The sequence below is a fragment of the Parapedobacter tibetensis genome, from assembly GCF_024704835.1.
GTDB classification, from domain to species: Bacteria; Bacteroidota; Bacteroidia; order Sphingobacteriales; family Sphingobacteriaceae; genus Parapedobacter; species Parapedobacter tibetensis.
In genome coordinates this window covers 302,833-326,500 of sequence record NZ_JAMXBE010000001.1, presented here as the reverse complement: position 1 = coordinate 326,500, position 23,668 = coordinate 302,833, and the positions used below count along the sequence as shown (strand labels likewise).

The window sequence follows — 23,668 nt, the reverse complement described above, 5'->3', positions numbered from 1 at the left end:
ATTTCACAAAGCTTAAACACCCCTCTTCACTGTCCCGATTTGCCCCCGTAACTTTTTGTTGATTAGCTATAGTTTTGTCCTCATGAAGCTATTATTTCCACGAGAACAAAAAACAGGAAGCAAGCGATGGCTAGCCATGGCATATGGTTTGTTGTTGAGCTTAAGTAGCCAAGCCCAATCCAACGATTGGGAAAACCCGACGTTAGTAGATATCAACAAGGAAGCCCCCAGGACGACCTTCATGTTGTACCAAGATGAACAGCAGGCCAAAGTGGATGATTACGCGCAATCGCATTTCCATCAGTCGCTCAATGGGGAGTGGAAATTCAAATACGTCGAACGAATGTCAAACCGGCAACGGGATTTCCATCGCCAGGATCTTAACGACCAACACTGGGATCGCATCAATGTGCCCTCCAATTGGGAAATGGAAGGTTTCGGCACCCCCATCTATACCAATATTGCTTATCCTTTCCCCGCCAACCCACCTCATGTGGGCGAAGATGTTCCAGTAGGCACCTACCGGAAGACATTTACCTTGCCTAATCATTGGCAAGAAAAGGAAATCATCCTCCATTTCGGTTCCATTTCAGGATTGGCAGAAGTTTACCTCAATGGAAAAAAAGTAGGCATGTCTAAAGTAGCTAAAAGCCAAGCAGAATTCAACATTACGCCCTATCTCGTGGCTGGGGAAAACCTGTTGGCAGTACAGGTATTCCGTTGGCATGACGGAAGCTACCTGGAGGATCAGGATATGTGGCGGTTAAGCGGCATCGAGCGAGATGTATTTCTCTTCGCTCAACCGAAGACAACGATTTGGGACTTTTTTATCACGGCAGATTTGGATGACCGGTATGAGCAGGGCCTCTTCGAAGCCGAAATTACACTCAGGCATTTCATGAAGAGCGCTTTCGGCAAAGGAAAGGTGAACGTATCGTTGCTGGATAAATCCGGACAGTCGATATATGAAAAGACCGTTCCCTTTACCAAGGGTACCGATAGCATACCATCCATTAAGGTGTCAGGAACGGTGAGCAAACCACTCAAATGGAGTGCCGAACACCCAAACTTATACGATTGCGTCATTACCCTGCTGGATGATGCCGAGCAAATAGTTGCCGTTGCAAGCAGCAAGGTAGGTTTCAGAAAAGTAGAAATCAAGAATGCACAGCTACATATAAATGGGATGCCTATTTTGGTAAAAGGCGTAAACCGGCATGAGCATAATGAACGCACGGGCCATGTGATTTCCTCGGAAAGTATGCGTAAGGACATTGAAATGATGAAGAAATTCAATATCAATGCCGTGCGCAATAGCCATTATCCTAATCACCCTATGTGGTATAAACTATGCGACCAATACGGCATCTACCTGGTCGATGAAGCCAACATCGAGACGCATGGCATGGGTGCCGAATGGCAGGGATGGTTTGACAAAGCCAAGCATCCAGCCTATCGCCCGGAATGGAAAGCTGCTCATATAGACCGTGCCCATAGGCTGGTGGAACGTAGTAAAAACCACCCCAGTATTGTCATTTGGAGTTTGGGCAACGAATGTGGCAATGGGTCGGTATTTTTTGAGATGTATAAGTGGATCAAACAACGCGACAACACCCGTTTGGTACAATCCGAACAGGCTGGTGAAGCCGAAAACACGGATATTGTAGCGCCTATGTATCCCGGTATGCAAAGCATTTGGAACTACGCCAAGGCTACCGATAAAACCCGCCCCTATATCATGTGCGAATATGCCCATGCAATGGGCAATAGCACCGGGAATTTTCAGGATTTATGGGACATTATCCTTCAATATCCGCATTTACAAGGCGGCTTTATCTGGGATTGGATGGACCAAGGTATTTTGACCTATAGTGAAGACAATACGCCCTATTGGGCATATGGAGGCGATTTGGGAAGTTACTCCCTTCCTAATGATGAGAATTTTTGCGCAAATGGATTAATTTCGCCAAATTGGACTCCGCATCCAGGGCTGTTTGAAGTGAGGAAAGTATACCAAAATGTGCTTTTCAAAGAAGTTGATTTGGCTACGGGGAAAATTAATGTGCAAAATCTGTTTGATTTTACTGATTTAAGTGCATATTCATTCCATTGGGAATGGGTGGTCGATGGTGAAAAGATTGAGCAAAAAGACTTCACGTTATCGCTCTCCCCGCATCAACAGAAAACCATTCAATTGGATATGCCTACGGTTCAATCGGATAAGGAATGTTTCCTCAATGTGTATGCGTTAACCAAGGAAAGTAAAGACATGTTGCCAGCAGGCCATGAAATTGCCCGTGAGCAGTTTAAAATCTCAGGTGATTTTTTCACCAATCAGCAGCTCAGTCAAGGGAAACTGGAAGTGACCCAGGAAGAAGGAAAGCTGAAGTTCAAGTCGGGCAACATCAATGGGGAATTTGATACCGACAATGGACAGCTTACCTGGTTGGGTATCGACAACCAACGGGTGTTGCAGCACTATCCATCACCTTATTTCTGGCGTGCACCAACAGACAACGACTTCGGCAACCACATGCCTGCTCATCTGGGAATTTGGCGAAGCGTACATGAAAGTCGAAAGGTGAAGCAAGTAACGGTGGGCGACCAAACTGCTGAGGGGATTTCAATAGTGGTAACGTATGAGCTGACCGGTATCCAAGTGCCCTACACCGTAGCATATCTTGTGCAAAATGACGGATCAGTGCGCGTGACTGCCACCATGGATATGGAGGGGAGGGATTTGCCTGAGCTTCCCCGTTATGGCATGCGCATGGTATTGCCGGCACAATATAGCCAGCTTTCCTACTATGGTAGGGGCCCTTGGGAGAATTATATCGACCGCTATACGGCAAGTTTTATGGGGATTTACAATGACGATGTAGCCAACCAATATATTGGAGCTTACATGCGTCCACAGGAAAGTGGCAATAAGATCGATGTACGCTGGTTAAAGCTGACCAATGGCCAAGGCAAGGGAATACGCATCACGGGCCAGCAGCCAATTTCCTTCAGTGCAATCAATCATAGCGTGGAGGATCTTGATCCGGGGCTCACGAAGAAGCAGCAACACCCGCATGAATTGAAGCCGGGTAATGCCGTGTTTCTGCATGTAGACCTGAAACAACGGGGTGTAGGGGGTGACGACAGTTGGGGCAGACTTCCGCATGAACAGTATCGGCTTTTGGAGAAAAAATATACCTATTCTTATACAATCCAATTGATAAAGGAGTAATAGACGGAAAGATGAAAATTGAACAATCCCTATCGGCCCTATCCTTGAAAGGCAGCTTGCTATTGTTGACCCTATTGCTATGCGGCAATGGGCTAGTGGCACAACAAGACGGACAGGCAGACCGGGAACGCTGGCTGCAATACCTCGATCAGCTGGCGCGCCCCGTACTCAAAAACTTGGCTGAAGACCGGCTGAAGGAATATATGCCCGTGGAATTGGCCCCCGGTATTGATAATAAGGCACATCGTACACAGGTAGCATACCTGGAGGCATTTGGGCGTACATTGAGCGGCATTGCCCCTTGGCTCCAGCTCGAAGGCGGGCAGCCAAGTGAAGTGGCTTTGCGCGCCCAATTCCGTGCGTGGACATTGAAGGCCATCGCCAATGCAGTAAACCCGGAAGCCAAGGATTACCTGCTATGGAAAGGCGGACAGCCATTGGTGGATGCTTCTTTTTTTGCATTAGGCTTGGTACGTGCCCCATGGATTTGGGAAAATTTGGACGACACCACACGTGAACGGGTGGTGTCAGTTTTGTTAACTACACGGGATGTAATGCCAGTATATAGCAACTGGATCTTATTTTCGGCAATGGTCGAAGCTTTTTTTTGTCGGTATGACCTTCCATATGATCCCGTGAGGATAGAATATGCGCTCCGCACATTTGACGCACAATGGTACACCGGTGACGGTATGTATGCCGATGGTATGGATTTCCGTATGGATTACTACAATAGCTATGTGATTCAACCCTATATGCAGGCCATTCTAGCTGTATTGCAGGGTAAGGGCAAAAAATATGAATGGGTGTCAAATGATTTTGCCAAGATCAGCAGGCGGTATGCTGAATTGCAGGAACGTTTCATCCACATTGACGGCTCATTTCCCGTAGTTGGGCGCTCTATTGTGTACCGGGGAGGGGCTTTCCAGCATTTGGCTGATATGGCCTTACGGAAGAAACTGCCGGATTCGTTGCATCCTGCACAGGTAAGAAGTGCGCTTACCGCGGTCATCCGTAAAACCAGCGAGTCCTCAAGTACGTTTAATGCTGAGGGATGGCTCACCATCGGCTTGTATGGAACCCAACCCGCTTTGAGTGATTTCTATATTACTACAGGAAGCTTATACCTCTGCTCCGCAATACTGTTGCCGCTTGGTCTGCCGGAAACGGATGAATTCTGGCAAGGGGGTTACAAACCCTGGACAGCTGTAAAAATATGGAGTGGGGAAAATGTCGGAGCCGACCATGCGTTGGATATTAAATGAGGTAGTTGATATGCTTATTCGAAATATACTGATCGTTGCATTGCTGATTGTTTTTACCGGTGCGACTAGATCACAGGATCTCCCTGACAAAGAACAAGTGCTGCAATCGCTTCACCTGGCCAACCGGTATTGGCAGACCAATCACCCTCCCCAACAATGGGCATTTTGGGACGTCGCCGCTTACCATACGGGTAACATGGAAGCCTATCGAATCACCAAGGAACCGCAATATCTCCGCTATTCGGAGGCTTGGGCCAACCATAATCAATGGAAAGGAGCCAAATCCGATAATCCTGCCAAATGGAAATACAATTATGGTGAAACGGATGAGCATGTGCTTTTCGGAGATTGGCAGATTTGCTTTCAAACCTATATCGATCTTTTCCATATCGAGCCAGACAGCAATAAAATCGCTCGGGCTATGGAGGTGATGGAATATCAGATGAGTACCCCCAACAACGACTATTGGTGGTGGGCGGATGGTTTATATATGGTCATGCCCGTGATGACCAAGCTCTACCATGTGACAGGTAATCGGTTATACCTCGAAAAATTGCACGAATATTTTTCTTATGCTCATGGCATTATGTATGATAAGCATGAAAAGCTATACTATAGGGATGCCAAATATGTGTATCCCAAGCATAAATCAGCTAATGGCAAGAAAGATTTCTGGGCTAGGGGAGACGGCTGGGTATTTGCGGGCTTGGCTAAAGTATTGCAAGACCTGCCGAAGACCGACCCACATAACGCAGCATACGTCGCCATCTATAAACGCATGGCCAAGGCTATTGTAAAGGCGCAACAAGCCGAAGGCTATTGGACACGAAGCATGCTCGACCCGGCGCATGCACCCGGGCCGGAAACCAGCGGTACGGCATTCTTTACCTATGGATTACTTTGGGGCATTAACCACGGATACTTAAAAGAGCGTACTTACTTGCCCGCAGCATTAAAGGGCTGGAAATACTTATCCACCTTTGCTCTTCAGGAGAATGGAAGGTTGGGTTATGTGCAACCCATAGGCGAACGGGCCATTCCGGGACAAGTGGTGGACACCAATTCTACCTCCAATTTTGGTGTAGGGGCATTCCTGCTGGCGGCGTCAGCGCTAACGCAGTATTTGGATGCAAAAGAGGTAGAATGAAGGGTGAAGTTCAGTATATTGCGATTGTTTTAGCTATTGTCGACTAATATTGATCTATGATAATGATGTTGAGCATACCGATGAGGAAACGATTAATTGTCCTATTTACATTCATTATATCCATAACGGTGTTGAAGGCCCAAGATAGTGTATACGCTTTCTCCTATTTCAAAGGCAATGGGGAAGACGGTCTTCACTTGGCTTATAGTGGAGATGGGTTTATTTGGATCGCATTGAATAACGACCAGTCTTTCCTCACTCCGGAATTGAGCAAGGATAAACTGATGCGCGACCCGTGCATCATTCGGGGAGGCGACGGCCGTTTCCACATGGTGTGGACGGTGAGCTGGACTGATCAGGGAATCGGCTATGCAGCTTCTGATGATTTGTTGCATTGGTCCGAACAACACTATATCCCTGTGATGGCACATGAGCCGGGGGCCAGGAATTGTTGGGCACCGGAGGTTACTTATGATCCTGGAACTGGGACATATCTCATTTACTGGGCAACAACGATCCGAGGCCGTTTCCCTGAGACACAAGTAGACGCCGATGATGGTTATAATCACCGTATGTATTATGTGACCACCAAGGATTTCCAGACGTTCAGTGAAACTAAATTGCTTTATGAACCGGGATTCAATGTTATCGATGCCAGCATTGTGCAGCATGGCAAACAGTGGGTGATGTTTATCAAAGATGAAACCCGGGAACCTGCCCAAAAGAATTTAAAAGTCGCTTTCGCCAGTCAGCTCGAAGGTCCCTATACGGCGGCAAGCGAACCGATTATTGGCAACTATTGGGCGGAAGGGCCTACCGCCATGAAAATCGATGAAGAATGGGTGGTCTATTTCGATAAGTACACCGAGCACCAATACGGTGCAGTGGCGTCGAAGGATTTGACCAATTGGCATGAAGTTTCTGAAAAACTGGCGATGCCCCCCGGCATCCGCCATGGCTCTATCTTTAAGATTAGCAAGACGGAACTGGAAAGATTGCTTGATTGAACGCGGACGATACGGATCAGCGTCAGCTGTGTTCCATGATTAACTCATGCCGTCTTCCACTTCTTTGGCGCTCTCCTCCACTTTTTTGGCGAGCTCGGCCTTATAATTAAGCAGGTTTTGTGTAATTTGCTCATTGGATACGGCAAGGATTTGGGCTGCCAAGATACCAGCATTCTTAGCTGCATTGAGGGCGACGGTAGCTACAGGAATACCGTTGGGCATCTGCAAAATGGAAAGCACAGAATCCCACCCATCAATGGAATTGGAAGATTTTACCGGCACGCCGATAACCGGAAGATGGGTGATGGAGGCCACCATGCCCGGTAGGTGAGCGGCACCACCTGCGCCAGCAATGATTACCTTAAGACCACGAGAAGCGGCGCGCTTCGCATACTCAAACATCCGGTCGGGTGTGCGGTGGGCCGATACGATGGTCACCTCCACTCGTGCGCCCAGCAGTTTCAATATTTCCACGGCGTCCTGCATCACGGGCAAATCAGATTTGCTACCCATGATGATGCCCACTTCGGGCAAGTTATGCGTTGTCATCGCTATTGTTTATTTTACGTGATTACCTTGATTATCTGTTGTACTTTCCTTGCCGTACTAATGGCCATTTCACGGTCTTCATTAATGATGCATACATGACCCATTTTACGGAAGGGCTTCGTATATTTTTTTCCGTATAAGTGCAAATATACACCTTCCATCGCTAAGATTTCTTCCAGCCCTTCATAACGGGCCATCCCATCATGGCCCGCCTCACCAAGTAGGTTGACCATCACGGCATTGCTGCGCGTAGCGGTATTGCCGGGAGGTAGGTTGAAAATAGCCCGAAGATGCTGCGCAAACTGTGAAGTGAAATTACCTTCTATGCTTTGGTGCCCACTATTGTGTGGGCGTGGGGCAAGCTCGTTGACTAATAATTGACCATCTTTGGTTAGAAATAGCTCCACGGCCAGCAGCCCTACGATTTGCAGGTCTTCAGCTATTTTCTTGGCGAGCAGCTCAGCACGTTGTTGGATTTCAAAGGGTAGGGTAGAAGGTGATATCAGGAATTCAACTAAATTGGCCTCCGGATTGAACTCCATTTCCACGCAAGGGAAAGTAGCGACTTCCCCATCATCGTTTCGCGAAACGATGATGGCAAGTTCCTTTTCAAAATCAATCCATTGCTCAATAAGGCTGGGTGCTTCGAATGCCGTTTGGATATCGGATTCATGGATGATTTTTTTTACCCCCCTGCCATCATAGCCATCTTTGCGGAGCTTTTGGATGTACGGTAATGGTATGGATGCATTCGTTAGGTTTTCCTTTGACGAAATTAACTGGAATGGGGCCGTTGGGATGTTGTTTTGTTTGAAAAATTGTTTTTGAAGCCCCTTGTCCTGTATCAAGCGAATGATTCGAGACTGCGGGTATACCAATACACCGTCCTCTTCCAGCTTTTCGAGTGCATCCACATTGACTTTCTCGATTTCGATGGTCACCATATCCAATCCTTTGCCAAACGCATATACGGTATCGAAATCATCCAATGGCCCACATACAAAACGGTTGCATAGGTTACGGCATGGGGCGTTTTTGTCGGGGTCGAGAACATGGATGTTTACATTGAAATTTATTGCTTCTTGGATAAGCATCCGGCCCAGTTGCCCACCACCGAGGATACCCAACTGTAATTCGCCATAAAAATCTTTTGCCATATGCGGAGATGAATGTTTTTTGAGGTTAAGTGCGTGTTGATTGCAGTTTGTCGGCTACGATATGCTCCGTCTCTATTTTTTTCTGTAATTCCAAGAATGAACCAATAAGTGCTTCAGGTCTCGGAGGACAGCCCTGTACATAGATATCCACAGGAATAATCCGATCCACCCCCTTGACCACATGGTAACCATGTTGCCAATACGGACCTCCGCAATTGGCGCATGAGCCCATGGAAATCACATATTTGGGTTCGGGCATTTGCTCATACAGCCGCCGTATACGGTCGGCCATCTTAAAGGTGACGGTGCCAGCAATAATGATGACGTCCGATTGCCGTGGTGAAGGACGGGGAAACACCCCGAATCGGTCCAAATCGTAGGTTGCTGCCATGGCACCCATCATTTCTATCGCACAACAGGCAATGCCGAAGCTCATCGGCCACATGGACGATAGCCTAGCCCAATTGAGCAGATCGTCAAGTTTGGCGACGACCACCCCATTACTATCCAATTGCTTGTCTATACTCATGATGTTGTTCCTGGTTTTCTGAACTTCGGTTTGAATGTGGGTTTTTTTGTCTCACCCGCTGTACTGGGGGGATTCGTTGATTCGGATACCAATTCAAACCTTCTAACAGCATAACGCTCTTGATTCAGCCTGTCGTACATCGATTTAGGAATATTTACATCTACATGCGGGATCACCACTTGCGGTTTCACCCATTCGAGGTCGCCTTTTCTCCACACATACACTAATCCTACAATCAATATTCCAACGAATACGGCCATTTCCACTAAGGTGAACCATCCCCAACGTGGGTCTGCTGCGATCAACTCGGAGCGACCAAAGATGGTGGCCCAAGGAAAGATGAAAATCAATTCGACATCAAACAGCAAAAATACCAGTGCAATAACGTAAAAGCGTGAATTGAATTGTATCCAAGAACTTCCCATGGCTTCCTCGCCACATTCGTAGGTGCTCAGTTTTTCAAGAGTTGGTTTTTTGGGTGAAATGACTTTGCCCAATAGTAAGGTAAACAGTACCAACAACATACCCACCACCCCAATGAGGAGTATTTTGCCAAATTCGGTTAGTTGCACCGGGTCGTCCATATTTCAAAGATAGTGTTTTTTTTGTTAGGTGTCGGCGTTCGACTATAGGCCATCAGCTACTGGAAGTGCAGCAATCTAAAATCCTAAATCTAAAATTGTAAATCTAAAATCGTAAATCTAAAATCGTAAATCTATCCATTATTCATCACCCCATCGGCGTTTTCGGCATACCGCGCATCATTTTGGCCATTGAAGCAGGGTTTGACATCTGTTTCATCACCTTGCGCATGTCGCCGAATTGTTTCATTAGCTTATTCACCTCCACCAAATCAGTGCCTGAGCCTTTGGCAATCCGTGTACGGCGTTTTTGGTCGATGGTATCTGGGTTTTCCCTTTCATAAGGAGTCATGGAGTTGATGATGGCCTCGATGGGTTTGAAGGCGTCATCGTCAATATCCACATCTTTCATGGCTTTGCCTACACCGGGTATCATGCCCATAAGGTCCTTCATATTCCCCATCTTCTTGATTTGCTGGATTTGACTTTTGAAATCGTTGAAGTCGAATTTGTTCTTCCGGATTTTACGTTGCAACTCGGCGGCGTCCTTCTCATCGAATTGCTGCTGAGCGCGTTCGACCAACGACACCACATCACCCATGCCCAGGATACGCGAAGCCATCCGGTCGGGATGGAATACATCTAAGGCCTCCATTTTTTCGCCCGTACCGATGAATTTGATGGGCTTGTTTACGACGGACTTGATAGACAAGGCAGCGCCACCACGGGTATCACCGTCCAGTTTGGTGAGCACCGCACCAGTGAAATCGAGCCTGTCGTTGAACGTTTTTGCTGTGTTCACTGCATCCTGTCCGGTCATGGCATCCACCACAAAGAGGATTTCATGCGGCTGGGTGGCATCTTTCACCGCCGATATCTCATTCATCAGCGCCTCGTCGATGGCCAAGCGGCCAGCGGTATCCACGATGACCACGTTGTATCCGTTGCGCTTGGCTTCGGCTACACCGGCTTCAGCAATGCCGATGGGGTCTTTGGATTCGGTATCTGCATATACAGGTACATTAATCTGTTGCCCCAACACCTGCAATTGATCAATGGCTGCCGGACGGTATACGTCGCCTGCAACCAACAATGGGTTTTTACCTTTGGTCTCTTTTAGGTACTTAGCGAGTTTACCGGAGAAGGTGGTTTTACCGGCACCGTTGAGTCCGGCGATGAGGATGACAGTAGGGTTCTTGGATATATCGAGTTCGGTAGTGGTACCTCCCATTAGCTCCGTGAGCTCATCGTTCATGATTTTGGTGAGCAATTGGCCAGGGGAGATGCTGGTGAGCACGTTCTCGCCCAATGCTTTTTGCTTCACCTCATCGGTAAATGTCTTGGCGGTTTTATAGTTCACGTCGGCATCGAGCAGGGCCTTGCGAATTTCCTTCATGGTCTCCGCCACGTTGATTTCGGTGATGTTCCCTTGGCCTTTTAATACCTTGAAAGCCCTATCCAGCTTATCCTGTAAATTCTGAAACATAGTCAGTTACTTGTTGTAAAATTGAACGAAGTGCAAAGGTACAAAATCTGTTGGAAAAGTGGGTTGTGGTTTAATAAGATGGTAGGGCAACAAAAAAGCCCGCCTTTTGCAAGACGGGCTAACTTAAATTATGAAAAAGAAAAAAGTCTTAATCCCTTCTACCCAGCAACATGCTGGCATAATAGAGTAGGGCAACCAATGAGGACAGTGCCGCCACCACATAAGTCATTGCAGCCCACCACAAGGCATCTTTGGCACCATTGTGCTCTACACTGCTAGCCATGATGCCTCTGTTGGTATTGAGCCAGGCCAATGCACGGTTGGAGGCGTCGAATTCCACCGGCAAGGTCACAAAGGCGAAAAGTGTGGTAATGGCCAATGCAGCCACACCGATAGCCAATACCCAAATATTGGTAGACATCGCCGCGATGATTACACCAATTAGCAATACCCAAGTAACTAATTTAGAAGCTACGCTAACCGCGGGCACCATGGACGAACGGAGCTGCAGCCAAGAATAAGCCTTAGCATGCTGTACGGCGTGTCCGCATTCGTGTGCGGCAACCGCAGCGGCGGCAATGCTCCTCCCGTTATAAACTTCCGGGCTGAGATTCACTGTGCGATTGGCTGGGTTGTAATGGTCACTAAGCCGACCTTCCGCCGAAATGATGTCCACATCATAGATGCCGTTATCATTCAGCATTTTTTGGGCAATGTCCTTGCCGGTCATTCCGCTGCTCAAAGGCATCTCCGAGTATTTCTTGAATTTGCTCTTGAAACGCCACTGGACAATCATGCTCACCAGCATGATGCCACCAAAAATTATCCAATATCCTATCATTGTCTTTTATTTTGCTTTAGTCGTTATTCGTTAATTCTCTTCTTACACCTAATACAAAAAACATACCGTGGTTGGATACGACAGCATGCTGTATATACATAATGCCCTACGAAGGTAGGAAATGCCGAAATCCTTTACAAATCAAACTTCTTTTTTCAAGAATGCGTGACAAAGTTGCATGGCACGCAACGGCGTCGCGACAAATTTGCATACGAGCAAATTGGTGAAAAGCGTAATATTGCATTTTTAACATTGACAAGGGATTGACCGCGAGAGAGGTGCCATAGGTGCCAGTGCAACAAAAAGGCTTAAAAATATTTATGGCTATAAGAGCCTGTTTAAAATTCATCTAATAATTTTTTTATGCCTCTTTTTGGCTGCATCTTCGTTAAATTTTCTCGCGATAGGCTTCCGGCTATCCCTTCGAAATTTGCCTCGATTCGCTCAAAAATAGCCTATAAAAAATTTTACAACATAAATTTAAACAGGCTCTAAGTTTTTAAGTAATTTTTTTTCTATTGTTCATAAAAAATGCAATATATTTGAATTAACTAAAATCACTAATCAAATTAATCTAATGAAAGCCTTAAAAATTATTCTGACTGTGATCGTGATACTTGTTGCGATTCCATTAATCGTAGCCTTGTTTATAAAAAAGGACTATGCCGTAGAACGTGAAGTGACCATCAACAAGCCCAAACAGGAGGTGTTTGACTACGTGAAGTACCTCAAGAACCAAGACAATTACAGCAAATGGGCCTCGATGGATCCTAACATGAAAAAGTCGTACCGTGGAACCGACGGAACCGTAGGGTTTGTGTCGGCCTGGGAAGGCAACAAGGATGTCGGTAAAGGGGAACAGGAAATCAAGAAAATCGCGGAAGGGGAACGAATTGATTACGAGCTTCATTTTATTGAACCCTGGGAGTCCATTTCTCCGTCCTACATGGCTACTGAACGTGTATCCGAAAACCAAACCAAAGTAAAATGGGGATTTAGCGGACGCATGGACTACCCAATGAACATCATGCTGGTGTTCATGGATATGGACGACATGATCGGAGATGACCTGAGCTCGGGGTTGGCCAGCCTGAAGCGAATTCTGGAGAATCAATAATGCATTCATGCCGGGTCTGGAAGCCAGATAGGTGAATTATTAATGGCAATACGTGCATTTTTACATAAACGCAAGTACGAATTATTGCTTTTTGCTTTAATTCAGCATTTATACATTGCTATCGTGCTTACTGATTTGCCGTTTTATACCAAGGTAATCTGGCCGATTAACATGTTGGTCTTGGGGGTAGCCAGCATTGGGGTTTTCCTTAAAAAGGGGAAATGGAAAAACACCGCTAGAAATTTGTTGTTCATTTTGGTTTTTGCCCTGCCTTTGGGTCTGCCCTTCGTGGCAAACGCCACATTGTTTATGGAGATTGCCAGCATCATATACGTGGTGTTCTTTGTCTTTATATTTTGGGAAATCATCCGGTTTTTGATTAAACCTGGATATGTCAATCTCGATATCATTTCGGCATCAGCATGTGGATATTTTTTGCTCATAGAGATGTGCGCTTTTCTAATGCAATTTTTGTTTTACCATAACTCCACCTCATTCACCAATGTAAGCACAGCAAGCACTGCATCTACTTACATTGATTTCGTTTATTATAGTACGATTACCTTCACCACAATCGGATATGGCGACATAACCCCCAGTACACACCACACAAAATTGGCTGCTTCGTTGTTTGGAGTTATTGGGCAATTTTATTCAGTGGTGCTGATTGGTATTCTCATTAGTAAATTTGCCGCAAATCAAGAAAAAAAATAGCGCTTATGCATATAGGAAGCCATTATAAGATTAAGGAATTTTTGCTGTGGACAAGGAAGAACATTTATTTGCTGTTGGCAATAGCATTTATATCTACATTCCTCTATGAGATGATGGGGTGGCGATGGCTGGGTATTCCCTGGGTTCCTGTAGCACTCATCGGTACGGCAGCTGCATTCATCGTTGGCTTTAGAAACAATGCCACCTATGACAGAATGTGGGAGGCCCGGAAGATATGGGGTGGTATTGTGAATAGCAGCCGCATCTGGGGAATCATGGTGAAGGATTATGTACGGCATGATCATCAAGAAACCGAAGATGAACTGCACCGGTCCCTGATCTATCGCCATATGGCTTGGCTTACTGCATTGCGATTCCAGCTCAGGCAACCTAAAAGCTGGGAAAACATCCAGCGCAAATCCTATAACCGTGAGTACGCAAAGTTGTATAAGGTGCCGGAATGGGAAGGAGACCTTGAGGAGGAATTGAAGGCTTTTTTAGCTAATACTGACAAACAGTATGTATTGGATAAAAAAAACCGTGCCACCCAGATTATCGCGTTGCAGTCAAAACAACTTAAAGCGCTGAACAGGAGCGGGGAGCTAGAGACGCTTCGTTATGTAGAGCTGGAGAAGGTGCTCCATGATTTTTACATTTTCCAAGGCCAGAGTGAACGGATTAAAAACGTCCCTTACCCGCGCCAGTTTGCCAGTATCAACCTATATTTTATCAGGCTCTTGGTATACTTATTACCCTTCGGTATGCTGAATGAGTTTGCCAGTATAGGCCCTCATTGGGTATGGCTTACCGTACCGTTCAGTGTCATTGTGGGTTGGGTGTTCACCTCCTTAGAACAGGTGGGTGAGTCAACTGAAAATCCGTTTGAAGGTGGGCCCAATGATATCCCGATGGCCTCACTGAGCCGAACCATAGAGATCGACCTACGGGATATGCTTGATGAGACGAACTTGCCTGAGCCGGTACAGCCGATTAATAATATTCTGATGTAGAGCTAATTACCTCCCAGCTCCTTGTTCTGCTGGAACAGGTGAACATCACGTTGTGGGAATGGTATGGAAACATTGTGTTGACGGAACTGTTTGTCGATGTCAAAGCGAATGGCGCTCCTGACGCGCGGTTCCCTGAAGCCATTGTCGATATAAAAATACACCTTGAAATCGAGGGAAGAGTCGCCAAAGTCCTCGAAAAGTACAAATGGCTCGGGTTGCTTCAATATAGCGGGGTTTTCATGTACGCTATCGAGCAGGATTTTTTTCACCAGCTCCACATCCGAACCGTAGGCTACGCCTACACTCACCGTTGAACGTACGATTTGGTTGTTCTGTGTCCAGTTGAAGATGATATCGCTCATGAATTTGTGGTTGGGGATGATCACCATCCGTTCATCAGGAGTGATCGCTTTGGTGGAACGAAGGCTTACTTTCTCCACTTTGCAGACATAGCCTTCAATTTCAATAATATCTCCGACACGAAGTGATTGGTCCAAGATAATCAGCACACCGGATATGAGATCCTGAAAGAGTTGCTGCAAAGCAAAGCCCAAGCCCAGGAAAATGGCGGCAGATGCGGTAAGCAATACACTGATGTTTACGCCTATTGCATTCAACGTAAACATGGTTACAAATAAGTAGACTAAGTATTGGATAAATTGGAAGATGCTGATGAACTTGCCTCTATCTTGCAGGGAAATCTTTTTGGTTATCGCCTTTCGAATAATGCGAAGAAGAAAGGCCGTGATGATAAAAGAAGCTACCAATGTGAGCAAAGCGCCCACCGTAAAGTTAATGTCTTCCGTTTTGACTAAGGTGAATTGGAAGATTTGCTGTATTTTATCCAGAATTTCCATATTGGACTACTTTTATTATCTATTGGATATGGCAGCCTGCAAAGCCCATTTAGAAAAAGTGTTCATCCGATAATTACTGTGGGAAAAGTAAGGTATCCGCTATGTTGGAAAACTCATCTGAAAACTTGTTCTTCAACACAGCGGACACCCTCTTTAGCTAGATTTTGACGTGAGGGAACTTATACGGTCATGATATCCTTTTCCTTGGCCTCGGCGATTCTGTCTATATCAGCTGTGTATTTGTCGGTCAGTTTCTGCACCTCGGTTTCCCCGTCCTTGATCTCATCTTCGGAAACACCATCGCTTTTTAGCTTTTTGATCACATCATTTGCATCTTTGCGGATATTCCGGACTGCCACGCGTCCTTTCTCGGCCTCTTCCTTCACCCTTTTAACTAGGTCTCGCCTGCGTTCTTCGGTCAGTGGAGGGATATTGAGGCGGATGATCGTGCCGTCATTTTGGGGCGTCAATCCGATATTGGCATCGAGGATGGCCTTTTCAATGACACCTAAGAGTGTCTTTTCCCAAGGCTGTATCACAAGCGTGCGTGCATCGGGCGTGTTGATGTTACTGACCTGTGAAAGGGGAGTGTTTGTGCCATAGTAATCCACATGAATGCCATCGAGCATGGAAGGCATAGCCTTTCCTGCGCGGATTTTAGTAAGTTCGGTCTCGGCATGTGCCACCGCTTTGTTCATTTGTTCGGCACTGTCGTCCAGTTGTAAGGATATCAGTTCGTCCATGGTTATGCATTTTTTTGGTTTGGTCAAAAATAGTCATTCTCGCACTAAAGTCCCAACGCGTTCTCCATTGGCCAAGCGGATGAGGTTGCCGGGTTTATTCATGTCAAACACGATGATAGGCAATTTGTTTTCCTGGCACAAGGTGAAGGCGGTCATGTCCATCACATTTAGCCCACGGTTATACACGTCCTGAAAAGAAATCTCATCGAAACGGGTGGCCGTAGGATCCTTGAGTGGGTCAGCGGTATAGATGCCATCCACACGAGTGCCTTTGAGCACTACATCGGCGTTGATTTCGATGGCCCTAAGCGAAGCAGCGGTATCCGTGGTAAAATAAGGGTTGCCAGTACCTGCCCCGAAGATGACCACCCTCCCCTTCTCCAAGTGACGTACGGCACGGCGCCGGATAAACGGTTCGCAAATTTGTTCCATCTTGATGGCAGTAAGCAATCGGGTTTTGATATCCACCTTTTCGAGGGCATCTTGCAAGGCCATGCTGTTAATTACTGTGGCCAGCATGCCCATGTAGTCGGCCTGTACACGATCCATCCCTGCCTTTTCCGCGCTGAGGCCCCGGTAAATATTGCCACCACCGATGACAAGGGCAATCTCCATGCCCTTATCATGTAATTCCTTGATGTCTTTGGCGTATTGCGATACACGATTGATATCGATACCGTAGTTTTGGTCGCCCATGAGGGCCTCTCCGCTGAGTTTGAGTAGGATGCGTTTGTAATTCATATATTCTTAAGTCTTGGAAGAGCTATTCTGAGCGCCAAAGATAAGAGATTTTTTTATACGCTTCACCCCCCCGCGATGACTTCTTGGTAATATTGCTCATATAGCGGCATGATATTGGCCAATTGAAAATCCTTGGCCCGCTCCAAGGCGGCTTCCTTGAATTGCTCCAAACGCGTGTTGTCTTCGAGGATATGGATGGCGTTGGCAGCCATGGAGTCCACATCGCCTACTTCGCTCAGGAACCCCGTCACGCCATTCACGTTCAATTCGGGCAGCCCGCCCGTATTGGAAGAAATGACAGGTACTTTGCAAGCCATGGCTTCCAGTGCCGCCAAACCAAAACTCTCGGAACCCGATGGCATCAGGAACAAATCAGATACCGAGAGGATTTCCTCGATGGCATCCTGTTTACCCAGAAAACGGATGTCGTTGGAGACACCCAATTCACGCGACAACTGTTCGGCGTTGGTACGCTCGGGGCCATCGCCCACCATGAGCAATTTGCTGGCCACTTTCTCCTGTACTTTTTTGAATATATGAATCACGTCCATCGTGCGTTTCACTTTCCTGAAATTGGAGGTGTGTACCAGTACCCGTTCATCGCCAGGAGCAATAGCCTGCTTGAAATGCTGACGAGGTTTGAGGCTGAAACGGCTGAGGTCAATGAAATTGGGTATCACGCGGATTTCGCGCTGGATATCAAAATGGCTCAATGTCTCCTCCTTCAGGTTCTGTGATACCGCAGTTACACCATCAGACTGGTTGATGGAAAACGTAACTACCGGACTGAAACTTGCATCCTTGCCCACTAAGGTAATATCTGTACCATGTAGCGTGGTCACTACAGGAATGCGAATGCCATAGGTGGCCAATATTTGCTTGGCCATGAAAGCTGCTGAAGCATGCGGTATGGCGTAATGAACATGGAGCACATCCAGCTCTTCAAACCTAACCACATCCACCAATTTGCTGGCCAAGGCCAATTCGTAAGGGGGGAAATCGAACAATGGGTACTTGGATATGCCCACCTCATGGTAATAGAGATTTTCCGAAAAGAAATCCAGCCGGGCTGGCTGGCTGTAGGTGATAAAGTGAATTTGATGGCCATTTGCCGCCAAAGCCTTGCCCAATTCCGTGGCAACCACACCACTTCCACCGAAGGTGGGGTAACATACAATGCCTATCTTCATTTGCTCCCGTGAATTAAATTGGATACAAAATACGGATAAATTTCTTGATGGGTAGTTCATCTGAACGTAAAAAGATTGGGATATTAGTAAGGAAATTACATCATGAAACCAATAAATCTGCCGGCCATTTGCCTAGCGATTCCAGTAAACGTTAAAAAACTAAAGAAATAATTGTGAAACTAATATATTAGTTATATATTTGCTTTAATAACATACGGCCCATTATTAACGCTATAATAACTATCCAATGAAACCGACATGATTAAAATAATCATTATTCACATTCCTGTCTATTTTTAACGGCGTTCATGAATGCTTCGCAGTTAAACCCACAGGGGAATGATTATTTTTAATCATCAAAGGTTCCATCTGGCCATTGAAAATTAAAAATAAACAGATGAAAGAACTAAAAGAATTGACCCGTGCAGAGGAACAGATTATGCAGGAACTGTGGGAATTGAATAAAGCTTTTGTCAAAGATATCATTGACCGCTTACCCATTCCCAAACCCGCATACAATACCGTATCCACCATCATACGTATATTGGAAACCAAGGGATTCGTGGCTCATGAAGCTTTCGGTAAGAGTCACCGGTATTATCCCCTTGTGTCCAAGGAGGAGTACCGCACATTTGCTACAGGCAAGCTTCTGCATGGCTATTTCAACAATTCGCCTAGAAACATGCTGTCTTTCTTTTTGGAAGAGCAAAAGCTTGACCTCAACGATGCGGATGAGCTTTTGAAGATGCTTGAGGCTGCAAGGAAGAAACGGAAGTGACGTAATAACAGAATTATGCACGATTAACACGCTAAGTTATGATGTACTTATTGCTCGCCAACCTATACCTTTGTATTTTTTACGGTTTTTACTATATTTTTTTACGTAGGGAAACCTCCTTCCAAGGGAATCGGATTTACTTGCTTGCCGGTTTGTTATTGGCGTTTACGCTGCCGCTTGTCGAACACGGCGAATTCGACAATACGGTGGTATACCAATACCGTTTGCCTGTCATCCAATTAGGAGATCCCGATACGGAGCAACTTGTGGCGGGTGTTGCGACAGCTGAGCCTCGACCTTCCATAAAAGAGTATGTGCCCATAGTATATCTAGTCGGCTGCACGATAGCGGCACTCCTTGTGATACTGAATATGGTGTATACGATAAGGGGCCTGAGAAAGCGAAATCCGGGGGAAGCTTATTCTTTTTTTGGAATCATCCGTATAGACCATGCGGCTTATGGAAGCCATAAAATCGCTTTTCATGAACAGATACATGCCCAGCAGTGGCACAGTGCGGATGTTGTCATCCTACAATTGGTCAAGATTCTCAATTGGTTCAATCCCGTGGTTTACCTATACGAGCGCGCATTGAAACTGCAACATGAGTACATTGCCGATGGGAAGACCGCAGCCGACGACCAAATGGCCTATGCACAATTGTTGGTGTCACGGGCGATGGGAGTGAGCGGCCCCGTTTTGGCCAATTCATTTTCAAGCAAAAAATTACTGAAACGTCGTATATCCATGTTATTGCGCGATAAGTCTCCAAGATATATTTGGCTACGCTACACGGTGCTGTTGCCGGTCGTGGTCGGAATGATCGTTTTTTCCATTGCCTGCAACCACCAGGGAAAGGGTATGGCAAACCAAACCACATCGGAAGCGGTGACAACCGCAACAGGCGACGCCAAAGCCTTTAAAGAGGAATTGGGTCGGCACGTTGATTATCGTGGAGAGGCCATGCAAAACAATGTTCAGGGGAGATTAGCCGTGACATTTGAGAAGACAGCGGGAAAGATGGAAGATATCCGATTCCTGAATGAATTTGGCCATGGCCAAGAAGAAGAAGTGCTAAAGGCACTTCAACGGGAAGAAATAGCGCAATTAGCCCCCGAAGGCAAGAACTTATTTATCATTACTTTTAGGATATCGGGTGTCGAACCGAGCGATATGTCCCCTCCGCCACCCGTTGCTGCTGAATATACCTCATTGGGAGATATTGTCATTATTGGATACGCCCCTGAATTGCCTCCTCCTCCGCCCGTGGAACCATCGCCAAGCAGGAACGGCGGTAACGACGTAAAGAGCCAAAAGGATCAAGTACTTCCACCTAAGGTGGATCAACAGCGTGCCGCCAACGTGGAGCAACCAGAAGTTGTTGAAATCAATCCGGATGTATTATTCCAAGTTGTTGAAGTCAACCCCGAACCTCCAGGTGGAATGCGCGCATTCATGGAATATATTAGCAAAAACTACGATTATCCACAGGAGGCAATAGAAGCGGAAGTCAACGGGCAGGTGCAGGTTTCCTTTGTGGTTGAAAGAGACGGTAGCCTCACCGATATCAAGGTGGTGAGGGATTTGGGTCATGGCACAGGTGAAGCGGCCATCCGCGTCTTGCAAAGCAGCAGCAAGTGGTCCCCGGGCATTCAGAACGGCAGATCGGTGCGGGTGGCCTACACCTTGCCGATCCGGTTAAATCTCCAATCATAGCAAGGACGAAGATGTGTGTCGGTGATCGATGTGAGAACCCGGACAATGAGCCGGGTTTTTTATTTGTCCGTTTTTAGTACCTTTGGCTACATACTAAATTATTTTTCACGACCCAATCACCTAACATGGACAACACCTCAGACACAGCGGCATGGATTACCAACGATGCAGCCGTATTCGGCTTGCTGATGGTCATACTGGCTGTGGTTTTTTATACGTCGAATAGCAAGCATCCAGGTTTTAGAAAATTTTATGCCATTCTTCCGCCCCTACTGCTTTGCTATTTCGTGCCGGGTTTGTTTAATTCGTTCGGCGTGATATCAGGCGAAGATTCCGAATTGTATGGGATGAGTTCAAACTACTTATTACCTGCCTGCTTGGTGTTGTTCACCCTCAATATCAACTTCCGGGAAGTATGGAAACTACGAAAGAAAGCGGGGCTGTTATTCTTCACGGGGATGGTGGGCATCGTGTTGGGTGGCCCGTTTGCCGTGTGGCTGTTTTCACTGTTTGCTCCGGAAGTGGTATCGGGTGAGGTTTGGAAAGGATTGGCCACGTTGGCTGGATCCTGGATAGGGGGCGGAGCTAATCAGGCGGCCTTGTTTCGAATTTTCGAACCGCCACCGGAAATTTTTGCTGCGGCGGTAGCCGTAGATGTGTTTGTAGCCTATGGTTGGATGGCCATTTTGCTCTATGGCGCGGGCAAACAAACGCAACTCGACCGTTACTTCAAGGCCAGTGGTAATGAAGTGCAAGAGCTTACCAAGCGGATGGAGGAACATGGCGGACAAACAACCAAAGTTGCCGAAACCAAGGATTATATCGTGATGTTAGGTGTTGCCTTTGGCGTTACAGGTATTGCCCATCTATTATCAGGCAATATTGCAAATTATATTGCTACCCATGCCCCCCAGCTTGACAAATTTAGCCTCACTTCAGGGTTTTTCTGGCTGATTCTATTGGCCACCACGATGGGTATAGGCTTGTCATTTACGAAGGTGCGTAGGCTGGAAAGCATGGGCGCCTCACGCTTGGCCACCGTTTTTCTATACATCCTTATCGCCACCATCGGCATGCAGATGGATGTTTTTGCGGTTATGGATAACCCAGCATTGTTTCTGGTAGGGGTAACCTGGTTGTTGTTCCATGCGGCGCTGCTTTTTGTTGTTGCGAAACTCATCAAGGCCCCATTCTTTTTCTTCGCCATTGGCAGTATGGCCAATATCGGTGGAGTGGCTTCCGCGTCGGTCACCTCGGGTGCATTCCATCCAGCATTGGTTCCGGTAGGGGTATTCATCGCTGTATTCAGTTATGCCCTGGGTACCTATGCCGGATACTTTTGTGGAATATTGATGCAAATGGTGGCACCGTGATTTTTTGGGGCGAGGAGACTGCCAAGGAATTTACGGCTTATTCGAATCTACAACCAACCGCTTGTCTCGGTTGGCTACTTCCCATGCGGTATGGAAGACTAGGCGTGCACGCTTGGCCAGCATGTTAAAATTGATTTTATCAACGGTATCTGCCGGTGTATGGTAATCCGGATGTAATCCGCTAAAATAAAAAATGACTGGAATTCCGTGCTTCGCAAAATTATATTGATCTGAACGGTAGTAAATCCGCATCGGATCTTTCGGATTGTCATACATATAATCCAGCTCCATATGGGTATATTCCGCATTCGCATGCTCGTTGATTACCTTCAATTCGGAACTCAGTTTATCCGAGCCGATAGCATGTACATAATTATGGTTGCCGTGTAAGTGCTTATCATCGATCCTGCCAATCATATCCGTATTCAGGTTTACCACGGTGTTTTCTAATGGGAACACCGGATTGCGGGAATAATAGTTCGAACCCAATAGCCCTTTTTCCTCCGCCGTAACGGTCATAAAAAGTATACTACGCCTTGGCCCATGGCCGTCTGCCTTTGCTTTGGCAAAGGCGCGGGCGATTTCCAATACACCCGTAGTGCCCGAACCATTATCGTCCGCTCCGAAGAATATCGTGCCATTTTGGTTTCCCTCATGGTCATAGTGCGCTGTGATAACCAGTAGCTGATCTTTGAGGTCGGTACCTTCGAGATATCCCAATACGTTGTTGGAAATAAACGGTTCGGTTATGGAACCAAACGTCGTATTGAGCTTGGCTTTGTAGTTTCTACTTTGGCTTTTTTGTGTATGATCAATTTTTTCCTTCAATTCACCGACAGTGGTCTTAGCATTGGCCAGCAACAGGTCGGCCATTTCGGTGCTGATATTGGCGACGGGCGTGGTATTAGAAGTCGACGTGGCAGCCGTCTCTTCTTCCAATGCAATGCGGGGTTGCGTGAGGCGGTTTCCGAAGCGTTCGATCGATTCCTTGATGGCACTTGATACGGCTATGATTAGTTTAGGTCCTTTCGCTGTGATGTTTTGCAGGCGTTTGGTGCGGGAGGTTACCCATTCAGACGGGGTATCCGTTCCGGTGATCAACGAATTGCCTTGGGGGTCTTTGGGCTCACCTTCGCTCAGTACCAACACCACTTTGCCTTTGATATCGACGCTGCTAAGATCGTCATACTTGCTTTCGCTGATTCCATAGCCAATGAATACAACATCTTTTGTGTTGACCTTGGTTTCGGCCCTGCCGCCCACGAAATAGAAATCCCTGCCATTGGCAAACGATTTGCCTGCTATCGCAAACTTTTTGACATCAAAACGTGTCCGCAACAGTTTTACAGGCTGGAAGTGCGAACCGTTTACTGGCGCGGCCAGCCCCAGCTTCTTAAATTCTTCCATGATATAGGCCGCCGCTTTTTCGCCGCCGGGTTCCCCAGTGCCGCGCCCTTCAAACTCAGCGGATGCCAGGATAGACAAGTGTGCCTTGGCCGTCTCTGGGCTGATTTCTGAGGCATATTTTTGCTGTATCGGATCCTGGCCCATGATACATCCGCAAAAAGCTGGGATAAAGAATAGTAATGATAGTATACGCTTCATAGTGCTTGTTTTTAGGTGTGAGATATGAGAC

21 protein-coding genes are annotated in these 23,668 nt (G+C 46.6%); 10 read left to right on the top strand and 11 right to left on the bottom strand.

Annotated features, from left to right (window positions below; translation table 11 throughout):
* The first annotated feature begins 82 nt into the window (after window positions 1-82).
* The 4 genes from lacZ to NF543_RS01310 all read left to right on the top strand — a co-directional run bounded on the left by lacZ (window position 83) and on the right by NF543_RS01310 (window position 6,651).
* Window positions 83-3,232, top strand: coding sequence for a beta-galactosidase, LacZ type (gene lacZ, locus NF543_RS01325; RefSeq protein WP_257666279.1), 3,150 nt, complete (start codon window positions 83-85; stop codon window positions 3,230-3,232).
* Between the two features lie 11 nt (window positions 3,233-3,243).
* Entirely contained in the window at window positions 3,244-4,497 is a 1,254-nt protein-coding gene (locus tag NF543_RS01320) for a DUF2264 domain-containing protein (protein WP_257666278.1), read from the top strand.
* Window positions 4,478-5,644 (top strand): glycoside hydrolase family 88/105 protein, encoded by a 1,167-nt coding sequence (locus NF543_RS01315; RefSeq protein ID WP_257666277.1) that lies wholly within the window; start codon window positions 4,478-4,480, stop codon window positions 5,642-5,644. Before NF543_RS01320 ends, NF543_RS01315 begins: the two co-directional genes overlap by 20 nt.
* Window positions 5,645-5,724: 80 nt before the next feature.
* Window positions 5,725-6,651, top strand: a complete 927-nt coding sequence (locus NF543_RS01310; RefSeq protein WP_257666276.1) for a glycoside hydrolase family 43 protein — start codon at window positions 5,725-5,727, stop codon at window positions 6,649-6,651.
* Window positions 6,652-6,690: 39 nt separating this feature from the next.
* On the opposite strand, the gene purE is transcribed toward NF543_RS01310, so the two are convergent.
* The 6 genes from purE to NF543_RS01280 form a co-directional block, all read right to left on the bottom strand.
* The gene (gene purE, locus NF543_RS01305; protein WP_257666275.1) at window positions 6,691-7,200 is read right to left on the bottom strand and encodes a 5-(carboxyamino)imidazole ribonucleotide mutase; all 510 of its coding nucleotides are present in this window, start codon (window positions 7,198-7,200) and stop codon (window positions 6,691-6,693) included.
* A 14-nt stretch (window positions 7,201-7,214) separates the two neighbouring features.
* Window positions 7,215-8,357 (bottom strand): 5-(carboxyamino)imidazole ribonucleotide synthase, encoded by a 1,143-nt coding sequence (locus tag NF543_RS01300; protein ID WP_257666274.1) that lies wholly within the window; start codon window positions 8,355-8,357, stop codon window positions 7,215-7,217.
* 25 nt (window positions 8,358-8,382) lie between these two features.
* Window positions 8,383-8,886: an NADH-quinone oxidoreductase subunit B gene (locus NF543_RS01295; protein ID WP_257666273.1), complete on the bottom strand. Its 504-nt coding sequence runs from the start codon at window positions 8,884-8,886 to the stop codon at window positions 8,383-8,385.
* Entirely contained in the window at window positions 8,883-9,470 is a 588-nt protein-coding gene (locus NF543_RS01290) for an NADH-quinone oxidoreductase subunit A (RefSeq protein ID WP_257666272.1), read from the bottom strand. Before NF543_RS01290 ends, NF543_RS01295 begins: the two co-directional genes overlap by 4 nt.
* 145 nt (window positions 9,471-9,615) lie before the next feature.
* Window positions 9,616-10,953 (bottom strand): signal recognition particle protein, encoded by a 1,338-nt coding sequence (ffh, locus tag NF543_RS01285; RefSeq protein WP_257666271.1) that lies wholly within the window; start codon window positions 10,951-10,953, stop codon window positions 9,616-9,618.
* 148 nt (window positions 10,954-11,101) lie between these two features.
* Complete coding sequence (locus NF543_RS01280; protein WP_257666270.1) at window positions 11,102-11,794, bottom strand: zinc metallopeptidase; 693 nt, start codon at window positions 11,792-11,794, stop codon at window positions 11,102-11,104.
* A gap of 577 nt (window positions 11,795-12,371) precedes the next feature.
* Here NF543_RS01280 and NF543_RS01275 point away from each other — a divergent pair.
* From NF543_RS01275 to NF543_RS01265, 3 genes are all read left to right on the top strand, one after another.
* Window positions 12,372-12,911: an SRPBCC family protein gene (locus NF543_RS01275; protein WP_257666269.1), complete on the top strand. Its 540-nt coding sequence runs from the start codon at window positions 12,372-12,374 to the stop codon at window positions 12,909-12,911.
* A 123-nt stretch (window positions 12,912-13,034) separates the two neighbouring features.
* Window positions 13,035-13,625 (top strand): potassium channel family protein, encoded by a 591-nt coding sequence (locus tag NF543_RS01270; protein WP_257666268.1) that lies wholly within the window; start codon window positions 13,035-13,037, stop codon window positions 13,623-13,625.
* A 5-nt stretch (window positions 13,626-13,630) separates the two neighbouring features.
* Window positions 13,631-14,635 carry a bestrophin family protein gene (locus tag NF543_RS01265; protein ID WP_257666267.1) on the top strand — a complete coding sequence of 335 codons (1,005 nt, stop codon included), beginning with the start codon at window positions 13,631-13,633 and terminating at the stop codon, window positions 14,633-14,635.
* A gap of 2 nt (window positions 14,636-14,637) precedes the next feature.
* Here NF543_RS01265 and NF543_RS01260 read toward each other — a convergent pair whose 3' ends face one another.
* From NF543_RS01260 to bshA, 4 genes are all read right to left on the bottom strand, one after another.
* Entirely contained in the window at window positions 14,638-15,492 is an 855-nt protein-coding gene (locus tag NF543_RS01260) for a mechanosensitive ion channel family protein (RefSeq protein ID WP_257666266.1), read from the bottom strand.
* A 179-nt stretch (window positions 15,493-15,671) separates the two neighbouring features.
* Window positions 15,672-16,235 (bottom strand): ribosome recycling factor, encoded by a 564-nt coding sequence (gene frr / locus NF543_RS01255; RefSeq protein WP_257666265.1) that lies wholly within the window; start codon window positions 16,233-16,235, stop codon window positions 15,672-15,674.
* Window positions 16,236-16,268: 33 nt separating this feature from the next.
* On the bottom strand, window positions 16,269-16,976 hold the full coding sequence (pyrH, locus tag NF543_RS01250; RefSeq protein ID WP_257666264.1) for a UMP kinase: 708 nt from the start codon (window positions 16,974-16,976) through the stop codon (window positions 16,269-16,271).
* A 62-nt stretch (window positions 16,977-17,038) separates the two neighbouring features.
* On the bottom strand, window positions 17,039-18,166 hold the full coding sequence (bshA, locus tag NF543_RS01245; RefSeq protein WP_257666263.1) for an N-acetyl-alpha-D-glucosaminyl L-malate synthase BshA: 1,128 nt from the start codon (window positions 18,164-18,166) through the stop codon (window positions 17,039-17,041).
* Window positions 18,167-18,563: 397 nt separating this feature from the next.
* On the opposite strand from bshA, the gene NF543_RS01240 reads away from it, so the two are divergent.
* The 3 genes from NF543_RS01240 (at window position 18,564) to NF543_RS01230 (ending at window position 22,032) form a co-directional block, all read left to right on the top strand.
* Complete coding sequence (locus NF543_RS01240) at window positions 18,564-18,944, top strand: BlaI/MecI/CopY family transcriptional regulator (protein ID WP_257666262.1); 381 nt, start codon at window positions 18,564-18,566, stop codon at window positions 18,942-18,944.
* 38 nt (window positions 18,945-18,982) lie between these two features.
* The gene (locus tag NF543_RS01235) at window positions 18,983-20,659 is read left to right on the top strand and encodes a M56 family metallopeptidase (RefSeq protein WP_257666261.1); all 1,677 of its coding nucleotides are present in this window, start codon (window positions 18,983-18,985) and stop codon (window positions 20,657-20,659) included.
* 125 nt (window positions 20,660-20,784) lie between these two features.
* Window positions 20,785-22,032, top strand: a complete 1,248-nt coding sequence (locus NF543_RS01230) for a DUF819 family protein (protein WP_257666260.1) — start codon at window positions 20,785-20,787, stop codon at window positions 22,030-22,032.
* Window positions 22,033-22,062: 30 nt separating this feature from the next.
* Here the strand turns inward: NF543_RS01230 and NF543_RS01225 are convergent, their stop codons facing one another.
* Window positions 22,063-23,637 (bottom strand): M28 family peptidase, encoded by a 1,575-nt coding sequence (locus tag NF543_RS01225; protein WP_257666259.1) that lies wholly within the window; start codon window positions 23,635-23,637, stop codon window positions 22,063-22,065.
* Window positions 23,638-23,668: the final 31 nt, after the last annotated feature.